Raw genomic sequence first — 22455 nt, 5'->3', positions numbered from 1 at the left:
GGGAGGGGACGGCCACGAGAAGGAGCATAAGGAGCGTCATGGAGACCAACATGCTTGAGCGTCCGCAGACCAGCGCCGCCACCGCCACCGTGCTGGTGGAGAAGCGCGACGGTCGCGTGGTCGATTTCGACCCGGTGAACATCATCAACGCGGTCAAGTCGGCGTTCGGGGACCTCAACAAGCAGGTCGGTCCCGAGGAGGACGCCATGATCCGCGGCTTCGCCAATCAGGTGGAGGGCGAGATCAAGGAGCGCTACGCCGGCCCGGCCAAGATCGAGGACATCCAGAACCTCGTGGAGCACGCCCTGATCGACGCGCACCTGTACGACGTGGCCCGCGCCTACACCAACTACCGCCTCGACAAGGACATCCAGCGCGCCAAGGCCACGGACGTCAACGAGGCCGTCTCCCGGTTCATCAACCAGGACCCGACCCTCATCCACGAGAACGCGAACAAGGACGCCAACGTCTACGCCACCCAGCGCGACCTGCTCGCCGGCGCCGTCTCCAAGGCCGCCGCGTTCAACATGCTGCCCCCGGCCGTCTCCAACGCGCACATGAAGGGCGACATCCACTTCCACGACGCCGACTACTCGCCGTTCACCGCGCAGTCCAACTGCTCGCTGCCCAACTTCTGGGACATGCTGGCCAACGGCTTTACGCTGGGCAACGCGCCCATGGCCTCCCCGAAGTCCATCGCCATCGCCGCCACGCAGATCACGCAGATCATGAAGGACGTGGCCTCCAGCCAGTACGGTGGCCAGACCGCCAACCGCGCCGACGAGCACCTGTCCGTCTACGCCCGCCTCGACTACGAGAAGTTCCTCGAGGAGGCCCGCGAGATGATCCCGGACGACATGCCGGTCGAGTTCGCGCGCCGCCAAGTGGCCAACGCCAAGGCCAACGAGCCCGCCAAGCTGCACTTCGAGGCCAACCGCGAGCCGCTGCCCATGGACACGCCGTTCCACGCGGACGCCGACGAGCTCGAGCAGGAGCGCGAGATCCTCGCCAAGATCCGCACGCGCAAGTCGATCTACGACGCCATGCAGACCATGGAGTACCAGATCAACTCCAACCGCGTCTCCAACGGCCAGACCCCGTTCGTGACCATCGGCTTCGGCCTCGGCACCGACTGGTTCGCCCGCGAGATCCAGCGCGCGATCCTGCTCAACCGCATCCGCGGCCTCGGCAAGGAGCACCACACCGCCATCTTCCCGAAGCTCGTGTTCACCTTGAAGCACGGCGTGAACGCCGACCCGGGCGACCCGAACTACGACCTGAAGCAGCTCGCCCTCGAATGCGCCACCAAGCGCATGTACCCGGACGTGGTGTTCTACGACAACATCGTGAAGATCACCGGCTCCTTCAAGGCGCCGATGGGCTGCCGCTCGTTCCTGCAGGGCTGGATCAACCCCGAGACCGGCGAGGACGAGGAGGACGGCCGCATGAACCTCGGCGTCGTCTCGGTCAACGTGCCGCGCATCGCCATCGAGTCCCACGGCGACAAGGACCGCTTCTGGAAGCTGTTCAACGAGCGCATGGAGGTGGCCCACCAGGCCCTGCAGTTCCGCATCATGCGCTGCAAGCAGGCCACCCCGGTCAACGCGCCCACCCTGTTCCGCTTCGGCGCGTTCGGCCGCCTCGGCGCGAACGACAGCGTGGACAAGCTGTTCCGCGGCGAGCGCGCCACCGTGTCGCTCGGCTACATCGGACTGGCGGAGGCCACCGCCGTGTTCTACGGCAAGAATTGGATCCGCGACCACGGCTGGGACCCGGAGGGCAAGGAGTTCGCGCTGTCCATCGTCAAGCGCATGAGCGAGCTGTGCAAGCAGTGGAGCAAGGCGGAGGGCTACCACTACTCCGTGTACTCCACGCCGGCCGAGTCGCTCACCGACCGCTTCAACCGCATGGACCGCGAGAAGTTCGGCGTGATCGAAGGCGTGACCGACCACGACTTCTACACCAACTCGTTCCACTACCCGGTGTGGCTGCAGCCCACCCCGATGGAGAAGCTCAACTACGAGAAGGACTTCCCGTACTACGCGTCCGGCGGCTTCATCAACTACTGCGAGTACCCGTGTCTGCAGGACAACCCGAAGGCGCTTGAGGCCGTGTGGGACTACGCGTACCACATCGGCATCGGCTACCTCGGCACGAACACCCCGATCGACCACTGTTTCGTGTGCGGCTTCCAGGGCGACTTCGAGCCGACCGAGGAGGGCTTCAAGTGCCCGGAGTGCGGCAACGCCGACCCGGACAAGTGCAACGTGACCAAGCGCACCTGCGGCTACCTCGGCAACCCGGTGCAGCGCCCGATGGTCCACGGCCGCCACGAGGAGATCGCCCACCGCGTCAAGCACATGGCGGGAGAGACCGGGCGCGTGACGCTGTCCAACGGCGAGACGCGCGAGTGGTTCGAAGATACGAAGTGACGCGTCAGTAGCCGCTCCACAACGATCGGGACGCACATCCCGCGACACGCTCCGGGCCGCTCAGGCCGAGTCTTTACGGTCGCGGGACGTGCGTCCCGATCGTCGTTCCGCTACTATCGATCGTCACGGGTTCGTTGGAGCGCCAAAAGAGAGGTGGGGTTCACGACACGCTCGAGGCCGCTCGGCCAAGCCTACGGTCGTGAATCATGTGCCTTTCCCATCCCGCGTTCCGGTGAGCATCCTTGACGTCACGGGTTCGGCGAAGCGGTGACATTGGAGTGATGAGCGGGAAGGAGACGCCGATGGCGGGACGGGATTTTGCGGCGGGGGAGACCGGGCGTGGGCCGGGGGTGCCGTCGCGCGGGCTGGCGAACGATCCCCGGGCCGGGCAGTGGGACGGGCGCGTGCTCTCCAAGCGCATGATCGCCGACTACAAGCCGTTCGTCGTCACCGACGGCGAGGGCATCCGCTGCTCCCTGTACGTCTCCGGCTGTCCGTTCCACTGCGAGGGCTGCTTCAACGCGTCCATCTGGGACTTCCGCGCCGGCCACGAGTACACGCCCGCGCTGGAGGAGAAGATCATCGCCGACCTCGCCCAGCCGTGGGTGCAGGGCATCACGTTCCTCGGCGGCGAGCCCCTGCTCAACACGCCGGTGCTCGTGCCGCTCGCGCGGCGCATCCGCCGCGAGTTCGGGCACTCCAAGGACATCTGGAGCTGGACCGGCTACACGTGGGAGGAGCTCATGCGCCCCGGCGAGACCCCGGACAAGCGCGAGCTGCTCGAACTCATCGACGTGCTCGTGGACGGCCGGTACCTGAAGGACGAGCACGACTCGCTCCTGCAGTTCCGCGGCTCCAGGAACCAGCGCATCCTCGACGTGCCCGCCTCGCTCGCCGCCGGCAAGCCCGTCGTCTGGGCCAAGCTCCACGACCAGGAGCGCGACGTGCCCGAAATCTACCTCAAGGATCGCGCCGCCGGCGAATCCCGGCAGGCGTCGTAGGTACGGGATCGCAAACGTGTGATTTTCGCCCTCTGAGAGGCGAAAGCGCCCTTTCCGGCTCGCAGGAAGCGCAAAATCACAAGTTTGCGAATTCGTCCGTCCCGTCCGGTCCACCCGTCCGCCTACATGGAGAACGGCTCGTAGTACATGGCGTCCGCCGGCACCCCATGCGCGAGCAGAGTGCGGCGCACGGCGGTCATCATGCCCTGCGGGCCGGCGATGAGGTAGGCGGCGCCGGGGCGGATCATCGGCGCGATGATGGATTCGTCCGCGCGGCCCGTCAGCAGGCGCACGCGTACGTTGGCGTGGGCGTCGCCGAAGCGCCGCAGCTCGTCACGGTAGATGAAGTCGCGCTCGCCGCGGACCGTGTAGAGGAAGTCGATCGGTCTGCCGGTGCCCGCGTACGCGGACAGCACGCCGATGAGCGGCGTGACGCCAATGCCGCCGGCGATGAGCACAAGAGGGGCGCGGCCGCCACCGTGCCCGTCGCGTTCCTCGATGAAATGCGCATACCGGCCGTACGGGGGAATCACGCGCGCCGGGGTCCCGGGCTTTAACGCGGCGAGCCGGGTGGTGAAGTCGCCGTCGGCTCGGACCGCGAACGTCATGTCCGGCGTCGCGTCCGGCGTCGTGTTCGGGCGCGCGTTGGTCAGCGAGAACGGATGGTATTCGTGCATGCCGGGCACGGTGGGGAATGCGATGAAGGCGAAATCACCCGGACGCCATGTGGCGCGCCGGCCGTTGCCGCCGTCGAGCCTGATCGTCAGCTCGGTCACACGATCGGCGATCGGCCGTACGGAAGCCACCCTTCCCCCGAGCGCATAGGCGCGGCGGCTCACCACGCTCCACGCGTAATAGGCGAGCACGGCGATGGTGAGCGCGTCGAACAGCAGGATGAATGGCCTGATCGCCGCGATGTAGTCGATCACATGCACGTGCAGCACGATCAGCCCGATCGCCACCAGATTGAGGCGATGCAGCCACACGCTCATTTCGTGGCGGAACACGCGCTCGAGGAGCCGTTTGGCCGCGGCGAGCCACGTAATCCGGCTCGTGAGCCACCCGGCCAGAAACACCATCGACCACACCGCCACGCCCGTGAACAGGTACAGGCCCATGTGGCCGGTCAGACCGATCAGCGCGCCCGCGCCCGGCAGCAGCGACTGGTGGACGAAGGCGGCCGCGATGGCCAGAATCGCCAGCACGCCGTGGATCATGTACATGTGCGGCAGGCCCACGGTCCGGTCCACCCAGCGCGGACGGCACGCGAGGTATACGGCGGCGAGCATCCACGTGTAGGCGATCACGCCGATTTCGATGCCGAACAGCTGATCGGAATAGACGGACGGCAGTCCGTATGCGAGGGTGGCGAGCAGCGGCAGCGGAACGACGAACAGGACGACGGTCCATGCCAGCGTGATGGTGGTGTTCAGGCGTTTCATGGGATTCGGACTCCTTGGATGGGCGGCGTTATTCGATCTCGGCCACCGTGCGGTCGGCGCGTACGAGCACGGCCATGACGCGGTGTTCCCGATGGCGGTCGATGAGGGTGCGGAACGTGCGCTCGCCGGCGGCGACGGCCGCGGTGGCCCACATGTCCGCGAAGGTCAGATGGTCGTCCACGACGGTGGCCTGCGCCAGATCGTGGGCGGTGCGGGTGATGTGCTCGCCGCGCTTGGACGTGCCGGAGGTGGCCACGCCGCCGTTGCGCAGGCTGATCGTGCGCAAGGTGCGGCCGTCGTCATGGGGGTCTCCCACTCCCACGCGCCAGACGAAGTCGGAGTCGTTCCCCACCGCGGTCTGTATGTCGCCGCCCCCTCCCAGTGCGGCTGCCGCGACTTCGCCGGATCGGATCAGCGGCATGAGGAACAGCCCGTGCGCCCGTTCGACGGCCCAGCCCTTGACCAGTCCGGTCGGGTCGTAGACTCCGGCGTGCGTGGCGCTGAAGTGTCCGTCGGTGAGCCGCTCCGCCTGTTTGGCCAGCATATGCACCTCGGCGAAGTCCGGGTGATCCAGCAGCGCCTTCCAGTCGCCTATCCGGGCGCGACCGACCAGGGAGTCCTCGCGGAACGGCGAGAATGCCGTTTCCGCGCGATCGAGCCAGGCCTTGATCCGTTCCGCCGCACGGTCGGCTAGCACGTCGAACCGTTCGGCTCCGGTGCCGGGTGCGGCGACCAGCTGGACGGTGAACGGGACGGTCATGGCGTGAACCACGCGGGCTCGGATGAGTGGGGCGGACTGCATGGCTACTTCCCGGCGTTGAGCGACTGGTTGATGGCGTCCTGCAGTGAGTTCGCGAACGCGGTGGAGGTCTCCGTGGCGCCGGACACATACTGGATCCGTGCGCTTTGCGCGCTGATCGCCCGGTCGATGAGCTGCGGAATGGCCTGTGCGCTCACCGCCTGCGAGCGGTTGGTGTGGTTCGGGTAGGCGATGGCCGCGATGTCGGTGATCGCGCCGCCGGAAACGGTGACCTGCAGCTGCACCTCGCCGTACTCGTTCGGCGTGGCGACGCTGGTGTACGTGCCGTCCCGCAGTGCGGATCCGGAATCCGCGGCTTCGGAGGATGCGGTTCCGGAGGATGGGGACGGCGAGGATCCGCCGATCGCCCCGGACGCAACGGACCGCGAGCCGGCCGTTCCGTTGCCCAGATGGGGTTTGACGAACAGCAGGAAGGCGTCGCCGATCACGGCGAGGCCCGCGACGACGGCGATGAGCGTTTTCGTGGCGTTGGCGTTCATGCGTTTTTCCCCTGATGTATTGGTGCGATTGGCATGGGATGCGGCGGTTCCCGGCCGCCGCGACCGTTTCGAGCCTAAAATGCGCAGTTGAACGTTCGGTGCATGGCAACTGGGAGCCGGCTGGGAATCGGCCCATTGCGGGGCGCCTCGGCATATGCGCAAACGTGTGATTTGCGCCTTCTGAGAGGCGAAAAGCGTCCTTTTCCGGCTCGCAGGAAGCGCAAAATCACAAGTTTGCGAATTTGGGCAATATGCGTCAGGGTGTCGGGTTTAGGGGTTCTTTGTCGGCTAAATCACACCGTTGGATTCGGCGCTGGGCGCGGCCCCGACTACGCTAGCGGATAGTGGGCAGCCGGGCCCAGGGACGATCCGCGCCGCAGTGGGTATGACGAAAGGCGCGTCGTCCGCCCCGGACACGAGGAACGATTGAGGTAAGTATGGTTGAAGCGACGGGAACGCTGCGCGTCGGGTTGGACATCGGATCCACGACGGTCAAGGCCGTGGTGCTGGGCGACTCCAACGATCTGAAGGATGCCCTGTTCTCCGACTACCGCCGCCACCACGCGAACGTGCGGCAGGCCGTGGCGGGTCTGCTCGCGGACGTCAAGGAGAGTCTGAGGGACAAGGGCATGGAGAACCGGCCGATCCGGTTCGCCATCACCGGCTCCGGCGGCCTCGAACTCGCCAACCAGCTCGGCTGCGAGTTCATCCAGGAGGTCATCGCGGAGACCGACGCGATCAACGTCACGCACCCCGAGGCGGACGTGATCATCGAGCTCGGCGGCGAGGACGCCAAGATCACGTACCTGAAGCCCGTCCCGGAGCAACGCATGAACGGCTCCTGCGCGGGCGGCACCGGCGCGTTCATCGACCAGATGGCCACGCTGCTTAACACCGACGCGCCCGGCTTGAACGAGCTCGCCAAGCAGTACAAGACGCTGTACCCGATCGCGTCGCGCTGCGGCGTGTTCGCCAAGTCCGACCTCCAGCCGCTCATCAACGACGGCGCGGACAAGGAGGACCTTGCGGCCTCGATCTTCCAGGCCGTGGCCACCCAGACCATCGCCGGACTCGCCTGCGGGCGCCCGGTCAAGGGCAACGTCGTGTTCCTCGGCGGTCCGCTGTTCTTCATGTCCGAGCTGCGCGAGGCGTTCAAGCGCATCCTCGAGGGCAAGGTGGAGCACTACATCGTGCCCGAAAACGCGCATCTGTACGTGGCGTACGGCGCCGCGCTGGAGGCGGGGGAGTCGGCCAAGGCGACCGTGGAGCGCACGGCCGGCGTGGAGGGCAACCCGCTCTCGGAGGACGTCAACGACCCGTTCGGCCCGGCGTTCTGCATGCTCGAGGACATGAAGGACGGGCTCGCCACGCTCAAGGTGAAGCGCGGGGAGGCCGCGGACGAGGCCGAAGCCGCCGCCGAGCAGGCCAACAACCCGCTGCACTTCTCCAACGGCGAGTCCCAGACCCTCTCCGAGGTGGAGACGCGGGGTCACTTCGACCTGACGAGCCTCGACGGCGTGCTCGACGCCCTCGACTCGCTCAAGAACCGCCCCAACACCGCGCGCACCATCCGCCCGCTGTTTTTGAACGACGAGGAGAAGCGCGAGTTCGACGAGCGCCACGCCAAGCAGAAGATCGCCGTCGGCACCCTCGAGGGCGCGCACGGCCCGCACTTCCTCGGCATCGACGCGGGCTCGACCACCATCAAGGCCACGCTCGTCAACGACGACAAGACCATCGTGTGGTCGTCCTACGCCACGCACAAGGAGAACCCGCTACTCGCCGCCGCGGACATCGTCAAGACCATCACCGCCGCCCTGCCCGAGGGCGCGTACATCGCCCGCGCCTGCGCCACCGGCTACGGCGAGGGCCTCATCACCGCAGGGCTCCACATCGACGAGGGCGTGGTGGAGACCATGGCCCACTACCGCGCGGCCGAGGAGATCAGCCCCGGGGTGACGGCCGTGATCGACATCGGCGGTCAGGACATGAAGTACATGGACGTCAACGACGGCGTGATCGACTCGATCTGCGTCAACGAGGCGTGCTCGTCCGGCTGCGGCTCGTTCCTCCAGACCTTCGCGCAGTCGCTGGGCCTGACGATCCAGCAGTTCACGCAGGAGGCGCTCCGCTCCAAGGCGCCGGCCGACCTGGGCTCGCGCTGCACGGTGTTCATGAACTCGTCCGTCAAGCAGGCGCAGAAGGAGGGCGCGGCCCCGGAGGACATCGCCGCCGGCCTGTGCTACTCCGTGGTGCGCAACGCGCTGTACAAGGTGATCAAGCTGCGCGACGCCAACGCGCTGGGTCCGGTCGTGGTGGTGCAGGGCGGCACGTTCCTCAACGACGCCGTGCTGCGCGCCTTCGAGCTGCTCACCGGTCGCGAGGTCACCCGACCGAACATCGCCGGCCTCATGGGCGCGTACGGCGCGGCCCTCACCGCCCGCATGCACTGCCCGGCCGAGGCGGAGGACGGTACCCACGCCGTGTCCACCATGCTCACCGGCGAGGCGCTCGACCACCTGAGCATGACCACCACGCACGACGTGTGCAAGCTGTGCCAGAACCACTGCAAGCTCACCATCACCGAATTCGAGGACGGCTCGCGCTACGTGACCGGCAACCGCTGCGAACGCGGCGGCGACAAGAACAAGAAGCGCTCCGACCGCCCGAACCTGTACGACTTCAAGTACAAGCGCGCGTTCGCCTACCGCCGCCTCACCCCGGCCAAGGCCACCCGCGGCGACATCGGCATCCCGCGCGTGCTCAACATGTACGAGGACTACCCGTTCTGGTTCACGCTGCTGACCAATCTGGGCTTCCGCGTGATCATCTCCGGCCGCTCCGACCACAAGCTGTTCGAGGAGGGCATGGACTCCATCGCCTCCGAGAACATTTGCTACCCGGCCAAGCTCGTGCACGGCCACATCCGCGACCTCATCGCCAAGGGCGTCAAGCGCATCTTCTACCCGTGCGTCTCCTACGAGCAGCAGCTCGTGCCGGACACGCAGAACCGCTACAACTGCCCGATCGTCGCCAACTATCCGGTGGTGATCGAGGCGAACATGCCCGAGCTCGCGGACGAGGGCGTCACGTTCATGCGCCCGTACTTCAACCTCGCCAACAGGGACAAGATGGTCGACCGCATCGTCGAGGTGTTCGGCGCCGACGGCGTGACCCGCGAGGAGGCCGAGCTGGCCGTGACCGCCGCCTACCGCGAGGACGCCGTGTTCAAGAACGACGTCAAGCAGGAGGGTCTGCGCGCACTCGCCTACATGCAGGAGCACCACGTGCGCGGCGTCGTGCTTGCCGGCCGCCCGTACCACGTCGACCCGGAGGTCAACCACGGCATCCCGGAGACGATCTGCGCGCTCGGCATGGCCGTGCTCTCCGAGGACTCGGTGTGCGAGCTCGACCCGCACCACATGCCCAAGATCACCGAATATCTGAACGACGACAAGGCCCAGCGCGCCCTCGAGGCCAACCGCGAGGCCGACGGGTTCCGCAAGACCGTGCCCGCGTTCGACAAGGACCACAAGATGCCGCTGCGCGTCTTCAACCAGTGGGCCTACCATTCGCGCCTGTACGAGGCCGCGCGCTTCGTGTCCGAATACCCGAATCTCCAGCTCGTGCAGCTCGTGAGCTTCGGCTGCGGCGTGGACGCCATCACCACCGACCAGGTGCAGGAGATCCTCGCGGACAAGGGCGACGTGTACACGCAGCTCAAGATCGACGAGGTGTCCAACCTGGGCGCCGCGAAGATCCGCCTGCGCTCGCTCAAGGCCGCCATGGAGGAGCGCGACCGCAGGGACAATCTGGCGCTCGGGGCCGGCGTCACCGCCATGCCCACCAAGCGCGACGGTTCCGTGGCGGACGGCGCCGCGTCCGACGGTTCCGGCCGCGAGGCGGGGAAGACCACCGGCTGGGTGAAGACCTCGCACGAGCCGTTCGATCAGGCGATCATCGACACGTCCGCCAAGCCCCGCCACCCGCTGGCCGGGCAGTTCGCGGCCGCGGGCGAATCCGCGCCGGCCGCCGACGCTTTGGACGACGCGACGGTGGACATCGTCGCCAAGGGCATGGCCAGCGAGCACGTGAGCCTCGACGAGGCCAAGGCGACCATCGCTGAACTCGCCGGATTCGTGGCGAAGCGCGACGTCTCGGCCACCTCGGGCATCGCGGTGGGCAAGCGCCCGGACGCGCGGCCCGCCAAGGTCGCCAAGCCGGGGAAGTCCACGAAGGCGGCCAAGCCGAAGACCTCCGCGGACGTCAAGCCCTCGCTGACCAAGTACAAGACGCTGCACCCGTTCACCAAGGCCATGGCGCACACTTACACCGTGCTCGCCCCGCAGATGAGCCCGGTGCACTTCTCGCTCCTCAAGTCCGTGTTCACCTCCGGCCACTACAAGTTCGAGCTGCTCACGCACGCCAGCCAGGAGGACATCGAAACCGGCGTGAAGTACGTGAACAACGACGCCTGCTTCCCGGCCATCATCGTGGTCGGCCAGCTCGTCAACGCGTTCCTCACCGGCAAGTACGATCCCCACCGCTGCGCGCTCGTGATCACGCAGACCGGCGGCATGTGCCGCGCCACCAACTACCTCGCGCTGCTGCGCAAGGCGCTCGCGGACGCCGGCTACGACTACGTGCCGATCATCGCGCTGTCCGTGCAGGGCTTCAACGACAACCCCGGCTTCTCCGCCACCCCGGCGCTGGCCCACCGCGCGGTCAAGGCGTTCTATCTGGGCGACATCCTCTCCCAGCTGCTGCTGCGCGTGCGCCCGTACGAGGCCGAGCCCGGCTCCGCGAACCGCCTGTACCGCCTGTGGGACACCATCACGCGCGAGACGATCGAACACCACGGCTACTCCGCCACGTACGCGAAGCACTACCACCGCCCCGGCCTGCTCACCTACGGCCACCTGATCCGCCGCATGACCGAGGCGTTCGACAAGCTCCCGCTGCTCGACATCCCGCGCAAGCCGCGCGTGGGCGTGGTGGGCGAGATCCTCGTCAAGTACCATCCGGACGCCAACAACCACGTGGTCGACCTCATCGAGGAACAGGGCTGCGAGGCCGTGCTGCCGGGCATCTGCGACTTCATGCTCAACGGCATCTATTCGGCCGACTGGAACGAGGAGCACCTCGGCACCGGCGGCAACCTGAAGATGAACCACATGATCCGGCGCATCGCGGACCTCTACCGCCGCCCGATGGTCAAGGCGTTCGAGGCCAGCCACGGCAAGTTCGAGGTCCCGTGGCCCGTGGACAAGCTGCGGGACAAGGCGGCCACCGTCACGTCGATCGGTGTGCAGGCCGGCGAGGGCTGGCTGCTCACCGGCGAGATCGTGGAGCTCATCGAGACCGGCGCCCCGAACGTGGTGTGCGCGCAGCCGTTCGCGTGCCTGCCCAACCACGTGACCGGCCGCGGCATGTTCGGCAAGATCCGCCGCGTGTACCCTGAGGCCAACATCGTCTCGATCGACTACGATCCGGGCGCCTCCGAGGCCAACCAGCTCAACAGGCTCAAGCTCATGATCGCGGCCGCGAAGAAGAATTTGACCAAGGCGGACTGATCCGCGGCCGCCTTCGTCGACGCTGCGGCGGCAAGAACCCGTTATCGATTTTCCGTATGGGATTGCCGCCGCACCGCCCGCCGCGGTCCGCTAAGCTGAACCCCATGAGCGCACCGAGAACCAGCTATGCACATTTGCTGACCAAGCCGAACCCCAAGCACGTCGCCAGCCTGCTCAAGTTCTTCGAGAACGGCAGGTCGCAGCGCGGCACCGGCGGCTTCGGCGTGGAGATCGAGCACCTGCCCGTGCACAACGCCGACGACACCGCCGTGAGCTACTACGAGCCGAACGGCATCGAGACGCTGCTCAGGCGCATCGCCCCGTACTACGACAAGGACAGGGAGTACTGGGAGAACGGGCATCTAGTGGGGCTCGGGCGCGAGGGCATCGCCGTCTCTCTGGAGCCGGGCGGGCAGGTGGAGTGCTCGCTGGGCATCCTCAGGCAACCGAGCGACCTGCACGCCCTGTACCGCGCGTTCCGCCGCGACGTGGACCCGGTGCTGGACGACCTCGGCTTCCGGCTCGTCAACTACGGGTACCAGCCCAAGTCGAGCTACGCGGACGTGAAGGTCAACCCCAAGGACCGCTACGACGCCATGACCGCCTATCTGGGCCGGGTGGGCCAGTTCGGCCCGTGCATGATGCGCTGCTCCGCCTCCACGCAGGTGAGCATCGACTTCGTGGATGAGCGCGACGCGATCGACAAGATGCGTCTCGGCACGGTGATCGGCCCGATCCTCGCATGGTACTTCCGCAACACCCCGTACTTCGAGGGCCGCGAGAACCCGTGGCCCCTGCTGCGCCAGCGCATGTGGGACTTCCTCGACTTCCAGCGCACCAACGTGATCCCGGGACTCTTCGACCCGCGCTTCGGCTGGGAGGACTACGCGGTGGACGTGCTCTCCACCCCGCTCATGTTCGCCGACCTCACGCACACCCCGGAGGCCGAGGGACTGTCCGGCAAGGAACTGCACCACCCGGCGTTCTATGAGAACGCGGCCGACGTGTATCCGGACCGCGAGCTCAACCCGTACGAGATCAACCACGTGATCTCCACGCACTTCAACGATGTGCGCCTCAAGAACTTCATCGAGCTGCGCCACTGGGACTCCCTGCCCATCCTGCGCGCCGAGCGGCTTACCGAGATCATCGGCTCGCTGTTCTACGATCCGAAGAACCGCGACCGCCTCGAAAGCTACTTCGACGGCATTCGCGAGGAGGACGTGTTCGAGGCCAAGTGGAACCTGCAGGCGCACGGCCGCGACGCCACGCCGTACGGTCAGCCGCTCGAGTTCTGGCACGCGTTCCTGGGCCTCGAGGGTCTGCTGGCCGACGAGCCGGGCGACCCGAAGCACCCCGACGTGTTCCAGGCGTAGGCGGCGCCTGCCAACTTACGGGCTCAAAAGGACGTTTTGGGGGCTGATTTCGTCCTTTTGAGCCCGTCTTTTGCGTTGCCGCCGGCCGGTCAGTTATGAGGTCGATGATCGGCCGGCCGGTTGAGGCTGATGATCGGCCGACCCGGGTGCGGTTCCGTCCGTCTGTCCGCGTCCGCTTGCGTATCGTGGCGATATTATTTCGGCCGCTTGGCCGTTGCAGGAGTCCGTTTTTATATCAATTCGATATTATTTCGGACTTTGGCGGGGCCGTGGCGTCCGGTTGCGTATCGTGATGATATTATTTTGGACGTTTGTCCATTGCCGGAGTCCGTTTCCGTATCAATTCGATATTATTTCGTATTCTGATGGGACCTTGGCGTCCGGTTGCGTATCGTGGCGATATTATTTCGGCTGCTTAGCGGCTGTCGGAGTCCGTTTGTTGGAGTCCGTTGTTGCGCGGGACTGTATTATTTCGGCCGATTGTCGGTCGCCGGAATCCCCTTTCATGTTTGTCCATATTATTTAAGACGTCTGGCGGCTGTCGGGGTCCGTTTTTGTATCAATTCGATATTATTTTGGACTCTGACGGGACCGTGGCGTCCGGTTGCGTATCGCGACGGTATTATTTCGGACGTTTGGCCGTCGTCGGAGTCCGTTTCCGTATCAAACCGATATTATTTCGGACTCTGGCGGGACCTTGGTGTCCGGTTGCATATCGCGGCGATATTATTCGGGACGCTGACAAGGTATCAGCGTCCGTTTCCGTATGCGACCGTATTGTTTCGGTTGCATAGCGGTCGTTCGAGGCCGTTTTTATATCGGTTTGCGTGATTTGTCTTCTCGATCATCCGCATCGATCGTCCACTGTGCCCGTCGGTCGGCATCCGTTTCCCATACCCTCGTCGTTCCGACACGCCGATTGTTGCATGTGCAACTGTTGTATGTGATGCGTATTACACTGTCATAGCGCAAGAACAAGTTGCATATACAACAAAACCGTATGCGGCAAACCGTATGCAGCAATACCGTGACGGAGGCGATGCCATGTGGACCACCACATTCTGAGCATGGAGATGAGGGCGCTCGGCAAGGTCATCAACCGCTACCTCGGCGAGACGATGCCCGAATCCGCCAAGGAGGCGACCGGCGGCAACGCGAACATCATCATCTTCCTGGCGCGCAACCGCGACCGGGAGATCTACCAGCACACCATCGAGGAGAAGTTCTGCGTCACGCGGTCCACCGCGTCGCGCGTGCTCGCCCTCATGGAGAAGAAGGGGCTCATCGTGCGCGAACCGGTCGCCCATGACGCCCGTCTCAAGCGCATCGTGCTCACCGGCAAGGCCGACGCGATCGTCAACGACCTCAAGGCCAACGGCGACCGCACCGAGGCGCTGCTGTTCGGCGGCTTCACGGAGGAGGAGAAGGGCATGCTGCACGACTGCCTCCACCGCATGCGGGCGAACATCGACGCCGCGCAATGCGACTACGAGGCGAGGCACGGCATGAGGCACGATACGAAGGACATCACGAAGGAGGAAGGCGAATGACCGACACCGCAGCCGTCGAGGAACGGCGTGAACGGGCCGACGAACCGGCGCGTCCGAAGCACATCATCCGCACGCTGGGCGCGTCCCTGCGCGAATACAAAAAGGCAAGCTGGCTCGCCCCGGCGTTCGTCACCGTCGAGGCCGTCCTGGAAATCCTCATCCCCACGGTCATGGCCTCGCTCATCGACGAGGGCATCACCGGCGGCTCCATGCCCGCCATCGTCAAGTTCGGCCTGATCCTGCTCGCCTGCGCCATGGTGTCGCTGGCCTGCGGCTTCATGGCCGGACGCTACTCGGCCATCGCCGGCGCCGGCTTCGCCAAGAACCTGCGCCACGACCAGTTCGAGAAGATGCAGGGCTTCAGCTTCACCAACATCGACAGGTTCTCCACCGGCTCGATCATCACGCGCCTGACCACGGACGTGACGAACCTGCAGATGGCCTACTCGATGATGATCCGCATGGGCGTGCGCGCCCCGATCATGGTCGTGGTCGCGTGGATCTTCTCGTTCCGCATCAGCCCGTCCATCTCGCTGGTGTTCCTCGCGTGCGTCCCGATCCTCGGCATCGGCCTGTGCGGGCTCGCGGTGCTGGTCCACCCGGTGTTCAAGCGCGTGTTCCGCACGTACGACAAGCTCAACAACGTGGTGGATGAGAACCTGCAGGGCGTGCGCGTGGTGAAGTCCTTCACCCGCGAGGACTTCGAGATCGCCAAGTTCGGGCGCATCTCGCAGCGCATCTTCAAGGACTTCTCCAAGGCCGACCGCATCATGAGCTTCAACATGCCCATCATGATGGTGTGCATCTACGGCTCCATGCTCATGATCTCGTGGATGGGCGCCAACCAGATCGTCGCCTCGGGCAACGACCCGGCCGTGGGGCTGACGACCGGCGACCTGACCGCGCTGGTGACCTACGCCATGCAGATCCTCATGGCCATGATGATGCTCTCCATGATCTTCGTCATGGTGATCATCTCCCAGGCCTCCGCCGAGCGCGTCTGCCAGGTGCTGCAGGAGGAGAGCACGGTGAGGAACCCCGAACGCCCGGTCACCACCGTGGCCGACGGCTCTATCGAGTTTGACGACGTGACGTTCCGCTACTCCGACAGCTCCGAGAAGCCCGTGCTCGACGACGTGAACCTCACCATCCGCTCCGGCATGACCGTGGGCGTGGTGGGCGGCACCGGCTCCGCGAAGTCCAGCCTCGTGCAGCTCATCCCGCGCCTGTACGACGTGTCCTCCGGCTCGCTCAAGGTGGGCGGCCGCGACGTGCGCGAGTACGACCTCGAGGTGCTGCGCGACCAGGTGGCCATGGTGCTGCAGAAGAACGTGCTGTTCTCCGGCACCATCGCCGAGAACCTCAGGTGGGGCAACCCGGACGCCACCGACGAGGAGATCCGCCACGCCTGCCGCCTCGCGCAGGCCGACGGGTTCGTGCAGGAGTTCCCGGACAAGTACGACACGATGATCGAACAGGGCGGCACCAACGTCTCCGGCGGCCAGCGCCAGCGTCTGTGCATCGCCCGCGCGCTGCTCAAGAAGCCGAAGATCCTCATCCTCGACGACTCCACCAGCGCCGTGGATACCAAGACCGACCAGCTCATCCGCGCCGCGTTCCGCGACGAGATCCCGGACACCACGAAGATCATCATCGCCCAGCGCCTCGCGTCCGTCGAGGACGCGGACATGATCCTCGTCATGGACGAGGGCCGCATCATGGCCCGCGGCACCCACGCCGAGCTGCTGGAGACCTGCGACGAGTACCGGTCCATCTACGAATCCCAGACCAAGAACCAGGGCGGCCCCGAAGCCGCGGCCAACGCGGCCAGCGTGGCTGAAGCGGCCGAGGCGGCCCGGACGATCAAGGAAGGAGAGGCCCGATGAGCAAGTCCGAAACTCAGCCCGCAACCAAGCCCGGCAAGAACTTCGCCGGCCGCAAGCCCGGCATGGGCAAGCCGGCCCCCGGCACCACCAAGCGCATCTTCGGCTACATCATGCAGTACCGGTGGCGCGTGGTCGCCATCGTGGCGTGCATCCTCGTCGGCGCGGCGGCGCAGGCCGGCTCCGCGCTGTTCCTCCAGTCGCTCATCGACTCGTACATCCTGCCCATGGTGGGCGTGGCGAACCCCGACTGGTCGCCGCTCATCCGCGCGCTGACGCTCATGGGCTGCCTGTACGCGGCCGGCATCGTCGCGGGCTGGGCGTGGCAGTGGATCATCGTCACCGTCGAACAGGGCGTGCTCAAGAAGATCCGCGACGACATGTTCGCCCACCAGCAGCGCCTGCCGATCCGCTACTTCGACACCAACGAGCACGGCGACATCATGAGCCGCTACACCAACGACACCGACACGCTGCGCCAGGCCATCTCGCAGTCGTTCCCGCAGATGTTCTCCTCGATGATCTCCGTGGTCGCCGCCGTGGTCTCCATGCTGTGGCTGTCCGTGCCGATCACCGTGTTCGTGCTGCTGTTCACCGTGCTGCTGTTCTTCGTGATGCGCAAGGTCGTCTCCCGAGCCGGACGCTACTTCGTCAAGCAGCAGCACTGGCTCGGCGACGTGAACGCGTTCGTGGAGGAATCGGTCAACGGCCAGAAGGTCATCAAGGTGTTCAACCACGAGGAGACCACCCAGAAGACCTTCGATGAGAAGAACGAGGAGCTGTTCCAGGCCTCCGCCGAGGCGAACACGTGGGGCAACGTCACCATGCCGATCGTGGGCAACATGGGCTACGTGCTCTACATCCTGCTCGCCATCGTGGGCGGCGCCATGGCGCTTTCCGGCGTGGGTAACTTCGGCCTGTCCGGCTTCGGCACCCTGACGCTCGGCACGCTGGTCTCCCTGCTCACCCTGTCCCGCTCGTACATCAACCCGATCGGCCAGGTCTCCATGCAGTTCAACATGGTGATGATGGCGCTCGCCGGCGCCTCGCGCATCTTCGCGCTCATGGACGAGCCGGTCGAGTCCGACGGCGGCACCGTGACGCTGGTGAACGTGGAGCTCGCCTCCGACGGCCGCACCATGACCGAGACCGACCGCGTGACCGGCCACTGGGCGTGGAAGCGCGAGGCCGGCGACGACGGCACGCGTTCGCTCAAGGCCGCGGAGAAGCTCAAGGGCTCCGCGCGCGAGGTGGCTCTGAAGGCCAAGGAGCAGGCCGTGTCCTCGCCGGACGGCCGCCTGACGCTCCTCAGGGGCGACGTGCGCTTCACCAACGTGACGTTCGGCTACGACCCGGCCAAGCCCGTGCTGCACGACATCACGTGGTTCGCCAAGCCCGGTCAGAAGATCGCCCTCGTGGGCGCGACCGGCGCCGGCAAGACCACGGTGACCAACCTCATCAACCGGTTCTACGACATCCAGGAGGGCCAGATCCTCTACGACGGCATCTCCGTGGCGAACATCCGCAAGCCGGACCTGCGCCGCTCGCTCGGCGTGGTGCTGCAGGACGTGAACCTGTTCACCGGCACCGTGATGGACAACATCCGCTACGGCAAGCTCGATGCCACCGACGAGGAGTGCATCGAGGCGGCGAAGCTGGTGAACGCGGACGGCTTCATCCGCATGCTGCCCGACGGCTACCAGACGGTGCTCGAGGGCGACGGATCGGGCCTGTCGCAGGGCCAGCGCCAGCTCATCTCCATCGCCCGCGCCGCCGTGGCCGACCCGCCCGCGCTCATCCTCGACGAGGCCACCTCGTCGATCGACACGCGCACCGAGGAGGTCGTGCAGGCCGGCATGGACGCGCTGATGAAGGGCCGCACGGTCTTCGTGATCGCCCACCGCCTGTCCACCGTGCGCAACTCCGACGTGATCATGGTGCTCGATCACGGCCGGATCATCGAGCGCGGCTCGCACGACGAGCTCATCGCGCAGAAGGGCGAGTATTACCAGCTCTACACCGGTGCCGTGGAGCTGGAGTAGTCGGCTTGTGGCCGGCTTTTGGCTGGCCGGCTTGCGGGCTATATGCAAACGGCGGGGTTTCCCAACCAGTGCGTTGGGAAGCCCCGCCGTTTGCATATGCCGCCGGAAGCTATGGCATCACGCCTTGCGATAGGTGAAGTCGTGGATCACGCGGTCCGCCGCGAGACCCTTCTTTTCGAAGTTGGTCAGGATGCGCCCGTCGAAGCGCTCCGACTCGATGAAGTCCGCGTGGGGGAGCGCGGCCGCCTCGTCCGCGTTGCCCTTGCCCACGTGCTCGGTGGGCAGGCTCACGGTGATCGTGCCGGCGTTGGCGAACCCGAGCGAGCCGTCGTCCATCACCTCGTGCACGTGCAGCGCGTAGTCCTCGATGTCCGTGGCGATGCGCCACACGCCGCCGTCCGCGAGGGCCCGGCGCACGTGCGCGGCGAACGACGGCTGCACGATGCGGCGCTTGTGGTGGCGCATCTTGGGCCACGGGTCCGGGAAGAACGTCCAGATCTCCTCCGCCACGCCGTCCGCCAGATGCCCGAAGAACTCCTGCGCGTCCACCTGCGCCACGCGCAGGTTCTCCAGCCCGTCGCGCCCGGCGAACAGCAGCGCGTGCGCCACGCCCGGGTCGTACACCTCGAGCGCCAGGAAGTTGAGCTCCGGATGCGCCTTGGCCGCGGCGGCCACGTTCTCGCCCTGACCGCTGCCCACCTCGATCACGAGGCCGTGGTCGTTGCCCCACGCCCGGCGCACGAAATCGCGGTCGAGGACGAAGTCGTCGGCGACCTCCAGATCGCGTTCCCCGCGCGGCATGTCCAGCAGGAAGTGGCCGGCGTAGCGGTCCCACGCGCGCTGCAGGCGGTCGTCCAACCGGGCCGACCGGCGAACGAAGGACTTGACCGGGTGCAGCCGCTGCAACTCCTCGCCGGTCAGCGCCACGGACGGTTCCTCGCTCTGCTCGCTGTGAGCCATGTGTTCGCTCCTTTATATATGTTGGTACGCGTATGTTGGTATACGGTTGACAATCGCGGAATACCTCAAACATCCGGTAACCGCGAGACAATGGAGGTGGCCTGCGGGCGGTGTGTGTTGGACTGTTCGCATGCTATACTCAAAACTGTCAAAAGATAACAAAAACGGAGCAAAAGCGAACATCCGCAGTTGGCGGCGCGCTGCTCCAAAGGAAGGCTACACATGACTGTTCTCGTCACTGGCGGTTGCGGCTACATCGGCGCCCATGTGGTCCACGCCCTTCATCAGGCCGGCGAAAACGTCGTCGTCGTCGACGATCTGAGCTACGGCAAGCCCACGCGCATCGAGGGTGCGCGCCTGTACGGCATGGACATCTCCGCCCCCGGCGCCGGCGACCGTCTGGCCGAGATCCTCGACGCGGAGAACGTCGAGGCCGTCATCCACTTCGCCGCGCGCAAGCAGGTCGGCGAGTCCGTCGAGAAGCCGCTGTGGTACTACCAGCAGAACATCGGCGGCATGCTCAACGTGCTCACCGGCATGACCAAGTCCAAGAGCGCCAAGAAGCTCGTCTTCTCGTCCTCCGCCGCCACCTACGGCGTGCCGCCGGTCGACGTGGTGCCCGAGGACGTGGTCCCCATGCTCCCCATCAACCCCTACGGCCAGACCAAGCTGTTCGGCGAGTGGATGGCCCGCGCCTGCGAGGGCACCTACGGCATCCGCTTCTGCGCGCTGCGCTACTTCAACGTGGCCGGCTGCGGCCCGGTCGAGCTTGAGGACCCGGCCATCCTGAACCTCATCCCGATGCTGCTCGACCGCCTCAAGAAGGGCAAGGCCCCGCTGATCTTCGGCGACGACTACCCGACCCCGGACGGCACCTGCGTGCGCGACTACATCCACGTCTCCGATCTGGCCGACGCCCACCTCGCCGCCCTGAAGTACCTCGACCGCGACGAGCGCAAGTACGACGCCTTCAACGTGGGCACCGGCGAGGGCACCTCCGTGCGCCAGATCGTCGACGAGCTCAAGAAGGTCACCGGCCTGCCGTTCCAGGAGCACGTGCAGGGCCGCCGCGCCGGCGATCCGCCGCACCTGATCGGCTCCCCGAAGCGCATCAACGAGGAGATGGGCTGGCACGCCAAGTACAACGTCGAGGACATCGTGAAGTCCGCGTGGGAGGCCTGGCAGGCGAACCCGGAGCACCACATCGACGTCGCCAACTGGAAGCAGGCCGACTGAGGCTTGTTGGGCTGATCGGCTGATCGGCTGATCGGTTGATTGGCTGATCGACCGATCAGCCGTCCGATTGATTGGACCACGGAGGGGCGTGGCGGATTGCGGTCCGTCGCGCCCCTTTCGCATGCGCCGCGGGGCGTCTATGCTGGATGTATGAGCGACAGCAACTTCACGCCCCAGTATTCGCAAGGCCCCGACGATTCCGGGGCTTCCTCCCAGTCTTCCTCCTCTTCCGAACCGAATTCGTCGGCGCAGAGCCCGTATGGCCAGCCGCAATCCGCCGCGCAGGGCGGTCCGGCGGCCGTCGGCGGTCAGAGCGCGTTCGGTCAGGTGCCCTATGGGCGGCCCGCGTCCGGTCAGGCGTCATACGGTCAGGCCCCTCAATACGGGACGCATCAGGGGCAGCCCTACGGTCAGCCCGCGTCTGGCCAGCCGTATGGGCAGCCGCAATACTCGCCGTACTCGCAGTATGGTCAGCCCGCGTACGGCTACCAACCCTACTATCCGCAGTCGCAGCAGTGGAACGTGCTGTCGATCATCGGATTCGCACTGAGCTTCTTCATCGCGCCTGCCGGACTGATCGTCTCGATCATCGCGCTCGCGCAGATCAACAAGTCGGGGGAGAAGAGCAAGGGCCTCGCGATTGCCGGCATCGTGGTCAGCGCGGTCCTCACGCTGCTCGCCGTGATCGGCATCGTGGCGTTCGCCTCCCTGTTCGCGGAGATCATGAAGCATCCCGAGATGTACGGCGACTATTACTACGGCGGCGGATCGGACGCCGACGACCTGTATGACATGGCCTTGCGCACCGCGAACTTCGCCACGGCTTTTCTGATTCGCTGAGCGTCGCCGATTGCGCAAATCGTTGAAATCACGCGGCAACACGCCGTGTGACGGCTCGATTTGCGCAATGCGCCGATTCCTGTAATATATTCATTCGTTGCCTCGCACAAGCGAGTCCACAACACGGCCCCGTAGCTCAGTTGGTTAGAGCGCCGCCCTGTCACGGCGGAGGTCACCGGTTCAAGTCCGGCCGGGGTCGCTGGAATGGTCAACAACTATTCTCTGGCTCTGTAGCTCAGTTGGTAGAGCGAGCGACTGAAAATCGCTAGGTCAGCGGATCGATGCCGCTCGGAGCCACCACGGGAAACCCCGCAAGCCAAGCATTGCAAGGCCTGCGGGGTTTTCGCACATTCGGGCGATGATGGCTATGAAGCCGATTCCCTACATAAACCCTACGGATTCAATGGCATGCGAGCCTCGGGAATCGTTGGTGCGGGCACCCCGTCGTACTTCGTGGAAACGCGAGACCGGGGGGCTTGCCCGATGCCGGGCATGTGCCGTTGGCGGGGTGGTTCGTGCGGTTTCGGATCCGATGACGGTGATCTCAGAGTCCGCCCGGTTGAAACGGACGATTTCGGGCGTAAATTCGTCCGTTTCGACCGGGTGGGCCGACGGAACGGTTTGGAGCGTACTGGATTCGCTCATTCCAGGCGCCCCGAAATGCGGATTGAGCGAATCCAGTGCATGACGGGCCGATTGGGGGTGCGGACTTTTTCTTGGACGGCTACACCGCCAGCCCAAGGTGTCTGCGGTATTGCACCGGGCTCATCCAGCCCAGCGACTTCTTGATACGGGTCCCATTGTAATGGGACAGGTAGGCG

Annotated in this window: 14 protein-coding genes and 2 tRNA genes; 11 read left to right on the top strand and 5 right to left on the bottom strand. The window is 65.7% G+C overall.

The annotated features are described in order from the left end of the window. Window positions 1-38 precede the first annotated feature (38 nt). Complete coding sequence (gene nrdD / locus DSM100685_RS01630; protein ID WP_163200846.1) at window positions 39-2432, top strand: anaerobic ribonucleoside-triphosphate reductase; 2394 nt, start codon at window positions 39-41, stop codon at window positions 2430-2432. A 302-nt stretch (window positions 2433-2734) separates the two neighbouring features. Then, window positions 2735-3433: an anaerobic ribonucleoside-triphosphate reductase activating protein gene (gene nrdG, locus DSM100685_RS01625; RefSeq protein WP_239512611.1), complete on the top strand. Its 699-nt coding sequence runs from the start codon at window positions 2735-2737 to the stop codon at window positions 3431-3433. A 122-nt stretch (window positions 3434-3555) separates the two neighbouring features. On the opposite strand, the gene DSM100685_RS01620 is transcribed toward nrdG, so the two are convergent. From DSM100685_RS01620 to DSM100685_RS01610, 3 genes are read right to left on the bottom strand one after another with little or no spacing between them, the layout of a single operon-like run. Next, window positions 3556-4875, bottom strand: a complete 1320-nt coding sequence (locus tag DSM100685_RS01620; RefSeq protein ID WP_152349634.1) for a ferredoxin reductase family protein — start codon at window positions 4873-4875, stop codon at window positions 3556-3558. A gap of 28 nt (window positions 4876-4903) precedes the next feature. Beyond that, window positions 4904-5677 carry an FAD:protein FMN transferase gene (locus DSM100685_RS01615; protein WP_152349633.1) on the bottom strand — a complete coding sequence of 258 codons (774 nt, stop codon included), beginning with the start codon at window positions 5675-5677 and terminating at the stop codon, window positions 4904-4906. A 2-nt stretch (window positions 5678-5679) separates the two neighbouring features. Then, a complete protein-coding gene (locus tag DSM100685_RS01610) occupies window positions 5680-6174 on the bottom strand; it encodes an FMN-binding protein (protein WP_152349632.1) in 495 nt (164 codons plus the stop codon). Between the two features lie 437 nt (window positions 6175-6611). Here DSM100685_RS01610 and DSM100685_RS01605 point away from each other — a divergent pair, with 437 nt between their 5' ends. From DSM100685_RS01605 to DSM100685_RS01585, 5 genes are all read left to right on the top strand, one after another. Then, the gene (locus DSM100685_RS01605; protein WP_152349631.1) at window positions 6612-11747 is read left to right on the top strand and encodes an acyl-CoA dehydratase activase-related protein; all 5136 of its coding nucleotides are present in this window, start codon (window positions 6612-6614) and stop codon (window positions 11745-11747) included. Between the two features lie 104 nt (window positions 11748-11851). Continuing rightward, the gene (locus tag DSM100685_RS01600; RefSeq protein ID WP_152349630.1) at window positions 11852-13123 is read left to right on the top strand and encodes a glutamate-cysteine ligase family protein; all 1272 of its coding nucleotides are present in this window, start codon (window positions 11852-11854) and stop codon (window positions 13121-13123) included. A gap of 1046 nt (window positions 13124-14169) precedes the next feature. Beyond that, window positions 14170-14673: a MarR family winged helix-turn-helix transcriptional regulator gene (locus tag DSM100685_RS01595; RefSeq protein ID WP_163200844.1), complete on the top strand. Its 504-nt coding sequence runs from the start codon at window positions 14170-14172 to the stop codon at window positions 14671-14673. Continuing rightward, on the top strand, window positions 14670-16559 hold the full coding sequence (locus tag DSM100685_RS01590) for an ABC transporter ATP-binding protein (protein ID WP_152349629.1): 1890 nt from the start codon (window positions 14670-14672) through the stop codon (window positions 16557-16559). The genes DSM100685_RS01595 and DSM100685_RS01590 overlap by 4 nt, the downstream gene beginning before the upstream one ends. After that, window positions 16556-18598 (top strand): ABC transporter ATP-binding protein, encoded by a 2043-nt coding sequence (locus DSM100685_RS01585; RefSeq protein ID WP_152349628.1) that lies wholly within the window; start codon window positions 16556-16558, stop codon window positions 18596-18598. Before DSM100685_RS01590 ends, DSM100685_RS01585 begins: the two co-directional genes overlap by 4 nt. 117 nt (window positions 18599-18715) lie before the next feature. On the opposite strand, the gene trmB is transcribed toward DSM100685_RS01585, so the two are convergent. Next, on the bottom strand, window positions 18716-19558 hold the full coding sequence (trmB, locus tag DSM100685_RS01580) for a tRNA (guanosine(46)-N7)-methyltransferase TrmB (RefSeq protein ID WP_152349627.1): 843 nt from the start codon (window positions 19556-19558) through the stop codon (window positions 18716-18718). Window positions 19559-19780: 222 nt separating this feature from the next. On the opposite strand from trmB, the gene galE reads away from it, so the two are divergent. The 4 genes from galE (at window position 19781) to DSM100685_RS01560 (ending at window position 21934) form a co-directional block, all read left to right on the top strand. Continuing rightward, a complete protein-coding gene (gene galE, locus DSM100685_RS01575) occupies window positions 19781-20794 on the top strand; it encodes a UDP-glucose 4-epimerase GalE (protein ID WP_152349626.1) in 1014 nt (337 codons plus the stop codon). Window positions 20795-20944: 150 nt separating this feature from the next. Beyond that, window positions 20945-21634: a DUF4190 domain-containing protein gene (locus tag DSM100685_RS11065; RefSeq protein ID WP_152349625.1), complete on the top strand. Its 690-nt coding sequence runs from the start codon at window positions 20945-20947 to the stop codon at window positions 21632-21634. A 125-nt stretch (window positions 21635-21759) separates the two neighbouring features. Beyond that, window positions 21760-21833 (top strand) — tRNA-Asp (locus DSM100685_RS01565). Between the two features lie 25 nt (window positions 21834-21858). Continuing rightward, window positions 21859-21934, top strand: a tRNA-Phe gene (locus DSM100685_RS01560). 424 nt (window positions 21935-22358) lie between these two features. On the opposite strand, the gene DSM100685_RS01555 is transcribed toward DSM100685_RS01560, so the two are convergent. Continuing rightward, window positions 22359-22455: IS3 family transposase (locus DSM100685_RS01555; protein ID WP_152349624.1), on the bottom strand; the 97-nt coding region annotated here is incomplete at its 5' end.

It is taken from the genome of Bifidobacterium avesanii, assembly GCF_009299475.1.
Taxonomy (GTDB): Bacteria; Actinomycetota; Actinomycetes; order Actinomycetales; family Bifidobacteriaceae; genus Bifidobacterium; species Bifidobacterium avesanii.
This window is presented reverse-complemented; position numbering and strand designations above follow the sequence as displayed.

Excerpts from the sequence above, each read along its gene's own strand:
- DSM100685_RS01605 (WP_152349631.1), top strand. The coding sequence starts at position 6,612 with ATGGTTGAAGCGACGGGAACGCTGCGCGTCGGGTTGGACATCGGATCC.
- galE (WP_152349626.1), top strand. The coding sequence starts at position 19,781 with ATGACTGTTCTCGTCACTGGCGGTTGCGGCTACATCGGCGCCCATGTG.
- DSM100685_RS01585 (WP_152349628.1), top strand. The coding sequence starts at position 16,556 with ATGAGCAAGTCCGAAACTCAGCCCGCAACCAAGCCCGGCAAGAACTTC.
- DSM100685_RS01600 (WP_152349630.1), top strand. The coding sequence starts at position 11,852 with ATGAGCGCACCGAGAACCAGCTATGCACATTTGCTGACCAAGCCGAAC.
- DSM100685_RS01615 (WP_152349633.1), bottom strand. The coding sequence starts at position 5,677 with ATGCAGTCCGCCCCACTCATCCGAGCCCGCGTGGTTCACGCCATGACC.
- nrdG (WP_239512611.1), top strand. The coding sequence starts at position 2,735 with ATGGCGGGACGGGATTTTGCGGCGGGGGAGACCGGGCGTGGGCCGGGG.
- nrdD (WP_163200846.1), top strand. The coding sequence starts at position 39 with ATGGAGACCAACATGCTTGAGCGTCCGCAGACCAGCGCCGCCACCGCC.
- DSM100685_RS01620 (WP_152349634.1), bottom strand. The coding sequence starts at position 4,875 with ATGAAACGCCTGAACACCACCATCACGCTGGCATGGACCGTCGTCCTG.
- DSM100685_RS01610 (WP_152349632.1), bottom strand. The coding sequence starts at position 6,174 with ATGAACGCCAACGCCACGAAAACGCTCATCGCCGTCGTCGCGGGCCTC.
- trmB (WP_152349627.1), bottom strand. The coding sequence starts at position 19,558 with ATGGCTCACAGCGAGCAGAGCGAGGAACCGTCCGTGGCGCTGACCGGC.
- DSM100685_RS11065 (WP_152349625.1), top strand. The coding sequence starts at position 20,945 with ATGAGCGACAGCAACTTCACGCCCCAGTATTCGCAAGGCCCCGACGAT.
- DSM100685_RS01590 (WP_152349629.1), top strand. The coding sequence starts at position 14,670 with ATGACCGACACCGCAGCCGTCGAGGAACGGCGTGAACGGGCCGACGAA.